Here is a 13,339-nt window from a genome sequence, read left to right on the forward strand (position 1 = left end):
CTGAAAAGGCTTACACTGTTCTTTTCCGCACGTTGTCCTCAAACCCGTAAAAATTCACAAAACATATGGAGAGACTTGGGGTGAACAATCGATCCCGTTTAAAACATCTGTTGATCCTCAGCATTCTCACCTGGGTGGTCGCGGTGGCGACAGTTGGCTATCTGTCTTACAGCCAGTACCCGGTCATGGTCTGGGCTTTGTCGTTAGCCCCATTGCTGCTGAGCGGTGTGTTCGCAATGATGACGCTGAATCAGTCTCAAACCGAGCTGGCAGAAGCGAATCGACAGCACAGTCGAACGAAGCGCCATGTGCAGGAGCTTCAGCTGAAGATTGACCGCTTTGAATACGATGCCCGCAAAGCCGCAGAAATGCGCCGGATCGTGTTGAACTCCACACAGGAAAAAGATCATTCGTTGCGTAATATGGCCTTAGCGCTGGATCATGCCATGGATGAAATCCTGACCGTGGTGGACGGGCTTGAGCCGGAAGACGCGGAACTGATCCGTACCCGGGTTGAGGGCATGAAACGCTATTCCGCCGATTTACAGGGCTTGGCTAGGTTGGAACTGAAGTCGGAGTTACCGGCGCGTATTGAGATTGATTTCCTGAAAGCGCTGAATGAGTTGATTGAAGGTTGGTCCACGTTTGGTAAAAGCCACAAAGTGAAAATCCGCCTGGATAATCCTGAAGAACAGATGCCTCTGTATTCCGATCTGAACTGGATAGACAACCTGTTAACGCGGGTGGTTCAGGCTCTGATCCGGATGAACTACGACAGCACACTGAAAATTCACATCATTGGTTATACCGATGCCGAGTTAGGCGAGGCATTGCGCATTGAGTTGTCCATTCAAGGGCGGGAGCTGTCCGAAGCGCAGCTGAAGTCCATCCTGACTGAGTACCTCTCCATTGTTGAAGATGGTCAGGAAATTGGTCCTGGCTTGTCATTCGTTGTTGCCCGACGTATGACGCAACTGCTGAACGGGTTTATGGATGTAACTCAGGGACCTGCCGGAACGGAAGTGTTGATCGTATTGCCGCGGAATCCGATTACCGATGACGACGAAGACTCGACGGTAATCTGATCATCGAAGCGGCAGAAAGTATTGTTAACCGGGCGGCAATCGTCCGGTTAACAGTTTGACGCTGTGATCAAGGCAGGTCGTTAAACGCCGGCGTCACCCATTCGACATCGTCCGGCCAGTTTTTAGCGCCGTCGATGGGGTAAAAGCCGATAACATCCGAAACATGCTCACTGTAATCGTCCTGCATGTTGGTGCCGATCTGATGGAACGCGAACGTTCTCGCATCATCGCCTAGAATGCGGTTTTCAAAGAATCGTCTGAACCCATCCAAACTGATTTTATTCACTTCATCGGCCAGTCGCTGACGGGTGTTGAAGTGGTTATTACCGTCCAGAATGTTTTGCCAGTACCGACTGCTCAGTTCAAACAGATTTTTATCCGGCTCGGTCAATGAGTTAATCAGTCCCTTTTTGTAAGCCAGGAAACTGGCGTCACTCATCTCTGAAATTTCAGTGGCATAGCGGTTCAAGAAACGATCCGAATAGAGTTGCAGCAATGCCGGGTCGGTAGTCGGTGATTGCACATAGAGGATCAGGCCCGGCCATCCATCGATCGGATACGGTCGTGCAAGCACGATGTAGCCTAACTGTTCTTTGGTTCGCAGTTCTGCAAAGTAGGGCGCGCTGAGGGTATCCGCCAGCAACGCATAGAGCGCGCGTTCACGCAGACTGGCATCGCTGCCCTGATGATACTGCAGCAGTGCTGAATCGGAATGATCAATCGACATGCGGGTCAGCAACGGCCGGGTCGGTAATTTTGCAACCTGACGCCGCTGGGGGTTGGTGCCCCCTTGGGGCAGCACGGCGTCCATACGTTCAGCCAGGTTCATCGCTTCACTTTGAGTGAGGTTGCCATGCACGAGCAGTTGCAAATGGGCTGATTCAAAGACGGCTTGTCGAACGTTGAGGAGCGTCTCGGGCGTCAGTTTCTGCACAGCATCAATTTGCTGAGCCATGGTGTAGCTGTCAGAGACCATCCATTCATTGAGGTGGCGGATCACCTGGTTGACCACCGGGTCGTCATCAGCATTGCGCATTCGTCGCAGCATGTCCGCTTTGAGCAGTTCGAAGCGTTCATTTGAAATCTGATGATCAGTCAGTTCGAGAACGAGCGTGTCCAGAAGTAGCGGAAGCTTGTTCTGATAGCCATAAAGACGTACCTGAAGTCCTCGGCTGGTCAGGTTAAGACCGTAACCGGAGCCGGCCAGCGAAGCCTGGAACCGCACTTCATTCAGCGCATCGTCGACCAGTTCACGATACAGGGCCATGGCGACGTAGTGTTCGACACTGTCTTGCAGGGTCTCGGTTGCCAGCAACAGGTGGATGTCAGATTTCGGCGTACGGAACTCATCATCCTGTTCAAACCAGACGGTTTTGGTGTCCGAATCGCTGATGATCTGCGGGTGATAGCTGAACAGTTCTGATTGTTCCCGTTCCAGCGGTTTAACTGACAAGTCGGTGGGTATAAAAGGATTGGGTTCCGGGATCGTCAGTTCGGCAACAGGCGCCGGTGTTCGCCAGGCAGCGACCCGGTTACCGGTCAGTGCCTGTGCCGAGTAGGGCGTACTGTAGTATTCGCTCTGTTGTTCGGTGTTCGCATTGGGGTGCGTGAGCAGTACCAGCGCGTTATCCGGTTTCAGGGCTTCGAAAGCACTGGCGATGACGGTGGCGTCAAACTCATCCAAGTGGAAAGGACCCGACAAGACCTGTTCGGGGGCATAGTACTGCAATCGTTCCGCCAGGGTGGTCGCTGTCTGTATGGCCGAGACTTGTTCTGAAAACTGGAAGGCGATGTTCTGAATCTGCTGCCGTTCTTCGTAAATCCAGGGCTGAATCCCGTTTTGTTTCAGTTGTTCGATGTGACTGAACAGCAGCTCAGTTACCTCGGGCCAGGCTTCAAGACCGGCGGGCGTCAGTTCAATGGTGACATCAAAGGTGGTGTTGGACGATGTCAGGTCGGCAGCACCGGCATACAGGTTTTCCGCCAGACCTCGGGATTTCAGTAATGACAGCAGCGAGCCATTGGATTCGTGACCCAGCAGGTGGCCGATGTAGCGATACGGTCGGGTATCCATGTTGGCCGTCGTCGCCGGAATGGGGAAGCGGAGTTCAAGTTGACGCAGTTCCCGTTTAGGCTCAATTTCGACCAGCATTGGCAGATCATTGGTGTTGAATAGTGGCGTATCGATCACCGTGCTTGGTGTCTGGCCCACACTGCGGATGGCCGAGAAGTATCGTTCTGCCATCAGTGTCAGTTCTTCGATGGATTGGGGGCCATAGACCGATAGCGACATGTTTTCGGACACATAGTGAGTCCGGAAAAACGTTTGTAACTTGCTGCGCAGATCCGGGCTGTTCAGGGTTACCAGATTACCAATGGCCAGTTGTGAAGCAGGATGGTCTGGATTCACCAGCTCCCGCACAACGTCTTGCTTGCGGCGAGCTTCGTTTTGCAGGGAGGCTGAGTACTCGGATTGCACCGCGTTGCGTTCCCGGTCCGTAAAGTCCGGGTCAAACAGCGGCGCAATAAAGAACTGTGAAAAGCGATCCAGCGCCGGTTCGAGTTCCTGTGCGGCAATGTCGAAATAATAGAGGGTGTTTTCGTCCGCGGTATAGGCGTTGTTGCGCCCCCCGTTCTGTTCAATAAAGGTCTGATACCCGTCAACGGCCGGATATTTTTCGGTTCCCAGAAACAGCATATGTTCGAGAAAGTGTGCCAGCCCCTGGGCATCGGCAGGGTTTGACCAGGAACCGCTGTGCACATTCAGAGCCGCCGAAGCTTTGTCGCTGTCTGGATCCGATACCAGAATGACCGAGAGCCCGTTCTTCAGCGTTAAAGTATGAAACACCCGGTCTTCGTATGGGCTGACCACAATGTTGGATGGATTCTCAGCTTGTTGACCCTGTTGGTCATACCAGTAAAAACCAACGCCGAGCACCAGGGCGACCAATAGACTGGTTAACGAGAGGAGGAGACCTCTGGACATGTAACTGTTTCCTTTCTTACCGGATAATTCAGGTGAACCTCACCCTGTATGCCTGAGATGTTGGGCAGAGCAGTGATGTAGACCCGCATGGGCCGACTAGTTTAACGGGGGTACGGGTCTGAAACCAGCGCTCGACGCTGGAGTTTTCGGGATTCGCCCTTATAGTGACTGGCAAAGCAAGATGAGGATTGTTTATGAATGCGGTGAACGTAATCGATGTGACGGAAGCAAACTTCCAGCAGGTCATGGTGGAAGAGTCGGCACAGCGATTGGTGATTCTCGATTTCTGGGCCGAATGGTGCGCGCCGTGTAAAGCCTTGGGGCCGATTTTGGAAAAGCTGGCTCAGGAATATGCCGGTCAGTTTTTATTGGCCAAAATCAATGCCGACGAGCAGCAGGCAATTACGGCGCAGTTTGGCATTCGCAGCCTGCCGACGGTGGCTTTCGTTAAAAATGGTCAACCGGTGGATGCCTTTCAGGGCGCAGAGCCGGAAAGTGCCATCCGGGAGCGACTGCAACAACACTTGCCGGCCCCATGGGAAGGCCTGATTGAGGACGCCCGGCAGTTGGCGTCGAACGGACAGGTCGCAGAAGCATTACCGTTGTTGCGAGAAGCCTACACGCAAAGCGATGAACAGTTTGAAGTTGGCTTGATTCTGGCGGACTGTCTGTTGCAGTTAAAGCGGGCTAACGATGCCAACGAATTACTCAAAGGCGCTACGCTGGAGCAGCAACTTAATCCCCAGTACAAAGAACTGATGTCGCGCTTGGAACTGATGCTGGATGCGGCCGATTCACCGGAAATTCGGGAACTTCAGGCCCAGTTAGCAGAAGACCCGGACAACGCTGATCTGAAAATGGAGCTGGCGGTACAGTTACAACAGGCTGACCGGGCGGAAGAAGCGCTTGAACTGATGCTGAGTATTCTGCAGAAAGATAAAAATTATGCGGATGGGGCGGCTCGGAAAACCATGCTGGACATGATCAGTGGCTTGGGGAAGGGCGACCCGTTGGCGGCTCGTTATCAGCGAAAACTCTTTACCCTGCTTTACTGAGACCTCGGCAATCGCACTCTGAACCTTGCTGGTGAGCTGAGATCAGAGTGCTGCCGATAGGTCGAAACTGATGATGGGGTGCGCGGACAAGGTTTCCGTGCAACCCCTTGCATCCAACCTGTATCAGTCTCGTTCCAGCAACGGTCGCAGATAGTGTCCGGTCACTGAGTCCGGATCGACCGCGACCTCTTCCGGCGTACCGGTGCTGACAATACGGCCACCTTTGATGCCCCCTTGCGGGCCAAGGTCGACGATCCAGTCGGCCGTTTTGACGACGTCCAGGTTGTGTTCAATGACAATCACGGTATTGCCGTTGTCCCGCAGCCGATGCAACACCTCCAGCAATTGACGGATATCGTGAAAGTGCAGGCCGGTCGTCGGTTCGTCCAGAATGTAGAGGGTGCTGCCGGTGTCCCGTTTAGACAGTTCACGAGCGAGCTTCACCCGTTGAGCTTCACCGCCGGATAGTGTGGTCGCACTTTGACCAAGCTTGACGTAAGACAGTCCGACATCCGTCAGTGTTTGTAACTTGCGTTGCAGGGCCGGAATGGCCGAGAAAAATTCCAGAGCATCTTCAATGGTCATGTCGAGTACTTCATGGATGTTGCGCCCTTTGTAGCGAACCTCCAGGGTTTCCCGGTTGTAGCGTTTGCCGTGGCAGACATCACAGGGGACATAGATATCGGCCAGAAAGTGCATTTCTACCTTGATCAAGCCATCGCCCTGACAGGCTTCGCAGCGTCCACCCTTGACGTTAAAGCTGAACCGACCGGGTGCGTAGCCACGAGACCGCGCTTCCTGAGTACCGGCAAACAGATCACGAATGGCTGTGAAAATCCCGGTATAGGTTGCCGGATTGGAACGCGGTGTCCGACCGATCGGGCTCTGGTCGATATCAACCACCTTGTCGAAGTGTTCGAGACCTTCGATCCCCTGGTGCGGGGCGACGGTTAAGGTTGTGGCCTTGTTCAGTTCCGTGGCCGCCAGTGGATAGAGGGTCTGATTGATCAGCGTGGATTTACCCGACCCCGATACCCCGGTAATGCAGGTAAAGAGTCCGACGGGTATCGACAGATCGACGTCTTTCAGGTTGTTTCCACTGGCACCTTTAACGACAAGCTGTCGTTCCGGATCACAGACAGCACGCTCTGTTGGCACGGCTATCTTTTGCTTACCGGAGAGGTATTGCCCGGTCAGTGATTGCTCACTATCCATGATGGCCTGCGGTGGTCCTGCCGCGATAACTTCGCCACCATGCACACCGGCGCCGGGACCGATGTCGAGAACCCAATCCGCCATGCGAATGGCGTCTTCGTCGTGTTCGACGACGAGTACGGTGTTGCCAAGATCACGCAGGTCCGTCAGCGTTTTTAACAAACGATCATTATCGCGCTGATGGAGGCCGATGGACGGTTCATCCAGGATGTACATGACGCCCACCAGACCCGCTCCGATCTGACTGGCCAGTCGGATACGTTGGGTTTCGCCCCCGGAAAGTGTATCGGCGGAGCGGTCGAGAGTCAGATACTCAAGACCGACATTCTCTAAAAAGTTCAGTCGTTGCAGGATTTCGCGCAGAATTTTCTCTGAGATCTGCGCCCGGTTGCCCGACAACGCCAGTGCCTGATAGTAGCGAACCGCGTCTGCGATCGACATTCGGGTCACTTCGGGTAGGGTGACGCCATCCACAAACACATGACGTGCACTTTCTTTTAACCGGCTGCCCTGACAGGCCGGACAGTGTTGTTCGGCCAGGTATTTGGACAGCTCTTCCCGAACCGAGTTGGAGTCGGTTTCCCGGTAGCGTCGTTCCATGTTCGGAATCACACCTTCAAAGGGGTGTACCCGGCTGTAGACAGCGCCGCGGCTGTTCACGTAATTGAACTCGATTTCTGTTTCACCGCTGCCTTCTAATACGGCTTTCTGAAACTTTTTCGGCAACTTATTAAACGGCTTTTCGATATCGACATTAAAGTGTTCGGCCAGCGAGTTGAGTTGGCTGAAATAATAAACTGAACGCCGATCCCAGCCGCTGATCGCGCCTTCGGCCAGTGTCAGCTTGCTATCGCGAATGACTTTGGAGCGGTCGAAATATTGCTTCAACCCCAGGCCGTCACATTCTTCACAGGCGCCGGCCGGATTATTGAACGAAAACATGCGTGGCTCGAGTTCAGCAATGGCGTAGCCACAAACCGGGCAGGCAAAGCGGTTGGAAAACAACAGGTCGTCACCGTCACCATCCATCCAGGCCACATGGGCGATTCCGCCGGCCAAGGTCAGGCAGGTTTCAAAGGACTCTGCGAGACGCAATTGCAGATCGTCACGCACCTTAAATCGATCAACCACGGCTTCAATGGTGTGCTTCCGGCGTTTATCGAGTTCCGGCACTTCATCCAGATCCATCACGGTGCCGTCCACCCGGACACGGACAAACCCTTGCGCGCGCAGCTCACTGAACACATGCAGGTGTTCGCCTTTGCGATCACGAATCAGAGGCGCGAGCATCATCAACTTGCTGCCTTCGGGCAACGCCAAAACCTGATCAACCATCTGACTGACCGTTTGTGCTTCCAGCGGCTCGCCATGATGCGGGCACCTGGGTTCACCGACCCGTGCGTACAGCAGACGCAGATAGTCGTAAATTTCGGTTGTCGTACCGACGGTGGAGCGCGGGTTGTGACTGGTGGTTTTCTGTTCGATGGAGATGGCTGGTGAAAGACCCTCGATGTGATCCACATCGGGTTTTTCCATCATAGACAGAAACTGGCGCGCATAAGTCGATAAGGACTCGACGTACCGTCGCTGGCCTTCCGCGTAAAGTGTGTCGAAGGCGAGTGAAGATTTCCCTGAACCGGACAGTCCGGTAATAACAACCAGTTTGTCTCGTGGAATGTCTAGGGTAATGTCTTTCAGGTTATGGGTGCGGGCACCCTGGACGGAAATCTTGTCCATGTCATCCTCAAGGTCTGGCGAGTGGGCAAAGGCGTAACGAAAGCACAAAACGGTAGGAACTTCCACAGCGAAAGTGCTTACCGTCGTCAGGCAAGGCGTCCGGCCGGGCTGGGGTTCCCGACCGGACATGCTTTTGCGAGTGCGTGAATTCGAAAAGCTGCGCTAATTTACTGTATATGTGTACAGTCTGCAATGTTTTCTACAGGACGATTTCATTGACCCGGCTGTGGTGCGCCAGTTCCCTGAGTCTGCTAGAATCCGCGCGATTTTTTGCTGTGCACACTGTCTATGTCATTTAATTCTATTGAGCGTAAAGCGCTGACCGGTCTTTCTTTGCTGTATGCCAGCCGCATGCTTGGCCTGTTTATGGTGTTACCCATCCTGACCCTATACGGCCAGGACCTGCAGGATGCGAGCCCGGCGAGTCTGGGCCTTGCGCTGGGCATTTATGGCCTAACTCAGGCGTTTCTGCAGATCCCGTTTGGTGCGGCCTCCGACCGATACGGGCGCAAACCGCTGATCGTCATCGGGCTGTTGCTGTTTATGGTGGGCAGCATCGTGGCGGCCATGGCGGACAGTGTGACCAGTCTGATCATCGGGCGGGCGTTGCAGGGCGGTGGTGCTATTTCGAGTGTGGTGTTAGCGCTTCTTGCTGACTACACCCGGGAAGACCAGCGGTCTAAATCCATGGCGGTGATCGGTGCCGTGATCGGGGCCTCCTTCGTGGTCGCTGTCATGCTGGGGCCTTGGATTGCCGGATTTGGCGGTCTGAGCGGTCTGTTCTGGTTTACCTCCGCGTTGGCATTGGCCGGACTGGTGATTACGTTCTGGCTGCCGGCTGTGCCGTCCTTGCAAGTGCATAAAGAACGTCAGTTCCGGCCGGCGGATCTGTGGGATGTACTGACTGATCGGAATGTCACCATCCTGAGTCTTGGGATTTTCCTGTTACATATGACCATGACGGCGTTGTTTGTGGCATTGCCAGTGGTTTTAGTTGCCCGCGGTTTTGCTTCCGATGGTTTGGGTCAGATTTATGCACCGGTCATGATTCTGTCGTTCATTGGTATGGCGCCGTTGATGATGATCTCTGAACGGCGCTTGGCCCAAGTGCAGTTTTTACGCCTGGCGGCGGGCATCGTCATTGGAGCGTTGCTGTTGTTGTGGCAGGTACCTCAGTGGGCTGCCAGCGCAGTGGCGCTGTTGATCTTTTTTGTCGGATTTAACTTCATGGAGGCCACTCTGCCATCTTTGCTCAGCCGTAAGGCCCGGGCTCAGGTGAGGGGTACATCAATGGGGGTATTTTCAACCGCTCAGTTCACCGGCGCGGCCGCCGGTGGAGCTGTCGGAGGTCTGTTGTTCTCGGACATGGCCTTTGGCCCGGTCGTTTTTCTGGGTGTCGCCGCGCAGGCCATCTGGTTGCTGTCGTTGTTTGCTGTGACACCGGTGTCGCGCGCAAACAAAGACCCGGAGCCCGTAGGCGGACAATCTCAGGCCGATGCTTGAGTTCTCCGGGCAACTCAGTGATAGTTAAGGGTCCAGAGCTGCCCGGCACTCTGCTTCCCGCATTTCAGAATTTAAACAGTTTAGAATAGGTATCAATATGGCACGTGGAACGGTAAACAAAGTCATCATTCTCGGGCGGCTAGGTCAGGACCCGGACGTACGCACAACCGCATCGGGCACTCAGGTAGTCAATCTGAATGTTGCCACCAACGAACTGGGTCGTGCCGACGATCAGGGTAATCGTCAGGATATTACAGAATGGCACCGGGTCGTGCTGTTCGGACGAACCGCAGAAGTGGCTGCGCAGTACCTGTCAAAAGGGTCTCAGGTTTATATCGAAGGTCGACTGCAAACCCGTAAATGGCAGGATCAGAACGGTCAGGACCGTTACAGCACGGAAATTGTTGGCAACGAAATGCAGTTTATCGGCGGTCGCCCTGAAGGTGGCAACCAGGGTTATGGTCAGGGTCAGCCGGCCGGCGGATTTAACCAGCAACCTCAACAACAGGGCGGCTTTAATCAGCCAGCACCTGCGCCTCAACAAGGCGGTTTTAATCAACCGCAAAGCCCGCAGCAAGCGCCATCGCAGCCTCAACCGGCTCCGGGCGGTTTTGATGATTTTGACGACGACATCCCATTCTGATCTGGCAGTGTCAGCCCTGACGAGGAACGCCTCGTTGGGTTGACCGGTTTATGATACGAGTTCTGATGGTGTGATTGCTCATGCCATTTTCTTCCGGACGGAGTCGCTGTGGCGCTTAACTCTTCAACTCTGACATTTTTGATCCTCGGTGCTGATGGGCAGGTCGGGGCGGCTTTAACCGCTTACCTGGACAGCCGGGAGATACCCTACAGAGCCATCGCTACCGCCGATGCGCTCGATCCCGAAAAACTGAGAACCATTCTGGCAGCCCCTGCCAATGAGCGCTTTGTTGCTAATTTGCTGTTTGAAGAGCCCGAGCACTTCAGCCAGTCCATTGATGACACCTGGCAGGCCGCTGCGGCCTTGATTGCTGAAGATTGCGGCAAGGATGATGACCGACAGCTGTTGCAATTGTCGAGTGGTCGGGTGTTTTCAGGGTTTAGTGCCCGGGGCTACCATGAGTCCGACGAGCCGGATGCTGTCAGCGAGGTCGGGCAGAGTTTTATCCGTCTGGAGCAGCAGACAATGGCGCGCTGCCCTGATGCGGTTCTGCTCAGAGTCGATTGGTTGTTCAGTGAAAGTCGGAATAATTTTCTGAATCGACTTGTTGATGCCGCCATTCACAAGGAAGAGCTTTGCATTTCCACGTCGATGCGCGGATGCCCAACCGATGCGCACACAGTGGCCAGAGTCCTGGTGGCGATGAGTGAACAGATCGACTGCGGTGTCTCGAAACCGGATCTTTCCGGTGTTTATCATTACGCCGACAGTGATGCCTGTTCGCTGTATACCTTCGCTAAGACTGTGATCACCGTGGTCAAGTCGATGTCTGAAGTGCGCGTAGAGACGATTGGCGAGGTGGACACCCGTCCGCTGGTGGACGGTGAGCGTCAGTCAGAGAATCATGAGTTGAACTGTCGGAAAATACTCTCGACCTTCGGAATTAAGCAACGTCCCTGGCGGCGCAGCCTGCAAGAGGTGCTGAAGCATCGATTGAGCCAGTCACCGGTCGAATAAATGAATAGCCCCTCAAGTTTTATGATTTCCGAACGATTACAGAGTAAAGTGTTCCGTTCTCTTCAGGTATCGACCCCATGCCGTTGAATGATTTAAGTAAAATGCGCCTTATGGCCGGGCTTTCCATGAACATGGAAGTGGTCGGCAATGAAGGTAACCGGCATAAAGGTACCTTGATCGGAATGGTGCCGGGCCGGACAGTGTTGGTGACTACCCCCATGCTTGGCGATAATCGCCCTCTGCTGTTGCGTAAAGACCAGACGGTGATTTGCCGGTTTTTTAACCATAAAGTGGCTTGTGCCTTTCGCAGTCAGGTCATACACCTGTGCACGACGCCGTTTCACTATTTACACCTGAGCTGGCCCAGTCAGGTCGAAGTGGGGACAGTGCGGAAATCTGAGCGGGTGTTGGCTAACGTGCAGGTGACCGTGGTGAATCAGACGAATCCGGATTGGACTCGTTCCTATGGCGCCATTGTGGACCTCTCAACAACCGGAGCTCGGCTGGAGTCGGTGGATCCGATTGGTAAAGTGGGTGATCAGATTCTGATCAGTGGTAAGGTGGTCGTCGGGCATGTCTCACGGTTGATTTCTGTTGAGGCGACCATCCGAGCTGAGCTTGAGCGTTTCGAACTGGCAAACAGCACGGCGGCCTATGGCATCGAGTTCAGATTTGTCTCGGATATCGATTTTCTGGCGCTGCAAGCCTTTGTGAATGGTCAGCTCAGCAAGGGTGCCGAACGCTGACCTTTCTTTCTCAGCTCTGACGGGATACCGCCAGATCAGCTAATGCCATCAGTGCACGCTTACTGTCGCTGTCTGCAAACGAGGCCAGTGCTTGTTTGGCGGCGTCCGCATGGGTCAGTGCTTTTTGGGTGACATAGCCAATGGCATCGGTATGGCGGATGACCTCAAGGACGGCGTCCAGCTCGACCAAGCCACCTTTGCGAATGCAGTTCCGTACCAGTGCTTTTTCCTCGTCTGTGCCTTTTTCCATGGCAAAGATCAGCGGTAAGGTAGGTTTGCCTTCGGCAAGATCATCACCGATGTTTTTGCCTAAAGCTTCGGCATCGCCGGCGTAATCCAGTGCATCGTCGATCAGTTGGAAAGCCAGTCCCAGATTCAGGCCATAGTCCGCCAGAGCATTAACGGAGGTACGATCGTATCCGGAGATCAGTCCCGATGTCTCAGCCGACGCTTTGAACAGGATTGCCGTTTTACCTTTGATGACCTCCATGTACTGCGCTTCGGTAATGTCCGGGTTTTTAACGTTCATCAGCTGCATAACTTCACCCTCGGCAATGACCCGGGTGGCTTGTGATAAGCTCTGCATGACGTCAAAGTTGCCCAGTTCAACCAGCATTTCAAAGGAACGTGCGTACAGGAAGTCTCCGACCAGAACGCTGGGCGCATTGCCCCAGTTTGCATTGGCGGTTGCACGCCCACGGCGCATATCGGATTTATCCACAACGTCGTCATGCAGTAGCGTTGCGGTATGCAAAAACTCGATAATGGCTGCCAGCAGATGGTGTCGGTCGGTGAGTTGGCCGTTCAGCTGCCCCGCCAGCAGCACCAGCAGAGGCCGCATTCTTTTGCCGCCACTGTCGATAATGTATTCGGCAACCTTTTCGACCATCGGAACGTCGGATGCCAGGTAGCGGTGAATGGTGGAGTTAACAGCCTCAAAATCGCTGCTGACGGTACTGAATACGGCTTTTTGATCCATGAACGGGAGGTCTGTAATGGGCTGATTCGCGAGATGCTATGGGGCTGGACTCTGGGTGTCAAGCCAGCCGCATTTTGCACTTGCATCTGAGGTGGCAAATCCGTATTATTCGCCGCCCGATCGGATCGCATCATTCCCTGTTATAGGGTGCCCGACAGCGTAGGCGTCGCCTTTAGAAGCAGGCAGTAGTGAACGCAGTGATCCGAATGACATCTTGATTGGAGAATAGTATGTACGCTGTAATCGTATCTGGCGGTAAGCAGTACCGCGTCAGCGAAGGCCAGAAGGTCAAGCTGGAAAAGATCGAAGCCGAAACCGGTGCTTCCATCGATTTCGACAAAGTTTTGCTGGTTGCTGATGGCGACAAAGTAAA

Annotated in this window: 10 protein-coding genes; 7 read left to right on the forward strand and 3 right to left on the reverse strand. The window is 54.1% G+C overall.

Features of this window, described 5'->3' with window-relative positions; genetic code table 11:
• The first annotated feature begins 80 nt into the window (after positions 1-80).
• Positions 81-1,085 (forward strand): sensor histidine kinase, encoded by a 1,005-nt coding sequence (locus tag MED297_RS03350; protein WP_040556415.1) that lies wholly within the window; start codon positions 81-83, stop codon positions 1,083-1,085.
• Between the two features lie 67 nt (positions 1,086-1,152).
• Here the strand turns inward: MED297_RS03350 and MED297_RS03355 are convergent, their stop codons facing one another.
• Positions 1,153-4,071 (reverse strand): insulinase family protein, encoded by a 2,919-nt coding sequence (locus MED297_RS03355; RefSeq protein WP_040556417.1) that lies wholly within the window; start codon positions 4,069-4,071, stop codon positions 1,153-1,155.
• Positions 4,072-4,265: 194 nt separating this feature from the next.
• Between MED297_RS03355 and trxA the strand changes: the two genes are divergently transcribed.
• Positions 4,266-5,126, forward strand: a complete 861-nt coding sequence (trxA, locus tag MED297_RS03360) for a thioredoxin (protein ID WP_008042401.1) — start codon at positions 4,266-4,268, stop codon at positions 5,124-5,126.
• Between the two features lie 123 nt (positions 5,127-5,249).
• On the opposite strand, the gene uvrA is transcribed toward trxA, so the two are convergent.
• Positions 5,250-8,078, reverse strand: coding sequence for an excinuclease ABC subunit UvrA (uvrA, locus tag MED297_RS03365; RefSeq protein WP_008042406.1), 2,829 nt, complete (start codon positions 8,076-8,078; stop codon positions 5,250-5,252).
• A 288-nt stretch (positions 8,079-8,366) separates the two neighbouring features.
• Between uvrA and MED297_RS03370 the strand changes: the two genes are divergently transcribed.
• From MED297_RS03370 to MED297_RS03385, 4 genes are all read left to right on the forward strand, one after another.
• A complete protein-coding gene (locus MED297_RS03370) occupies positions 8,367-9,581 on the forward strand; it encodes an MFS transporter (protein ID WP_008042408.1) in 1,215 nt (404 codons plus the stop codon).
• Between the two features lie 97 nt (positions 9,582-9,678).
• On the forward strand, positions 9,679-10,224 hold the full coding sequence (locus MED297_RS03375; protein WP_008042410.1) for a single-stranded DNA-binding protein: 546 nt from the start codon (positions 9,679-9,681) through the stop codon (positions 10,222-10,224).
• A gap of 108 nt (positions 10,225-10,332) precedes the next feature.
• Positions 10,333-11,241: a sugar nucleotide-binding protein gene (locus MED297_RS03380; RefSeq protein ID WP_008042412.1), complete on the forward strand. Its 909-nt coding sequence runs from the start codon at positions 10,333-10,335 to the stop codon at positions 11,239-11,241.
• A gap of 77 nt (positions 11,242-11,318) precedes the next feature.
• The gene (locus tag MED297_RS03385; protein ID WP_008042414.1) at positions 11,319-11,987 is read left to right on the forward strand and encodes a flagellar brake protein; all 669 of its coding nucleotides are present in this window, start codon (positions 11,319-11,321) and stop codon (positions 11,985-11,987) included.
• Between the two features lie 10 nt (positions 11,988-11,997).
• On the opposite strand, the gene MED297_RS03390 is transcribed toward MED297_RS03385, so the two are convergent.
• Positions 11,998-12,966 (reverse strand): polyprenyl synthetase family protein, encoded by a 969-nt coding sequence (locus MED297_RS03390; protein ID WP_008042416.1) that lies wholly within the window; start codon positions 12,964-12,966, stop codon positions 11,998-12,000.
• 230 nt (positions 12,967-13,196) lie between these two features.
• On the opposite strand from MED297_RS03390, the gene rplU reads away from it, so the two are divergent.
• Positions 13,197-13,339 (forward strand): 50S ribosomal protein L21 (gene rplU / locus MED297_RS03395; protein ID WP_008042423.1); only part of this gene is annotated, 143 nt, incomplete at its 3' end.

The sequence above is a fragment of the Reinekea blandensis MED297 genome, from assembly GCF_000153185.1.
In the GTDB taxonomy this organism is placed as follows: domain Bacteria; phylum Pseudomonadota; class Gammaproteobacteria; order Pseudomonadales; family Natronospirillaceae; genus Reinekea; species Reinekea blandensis.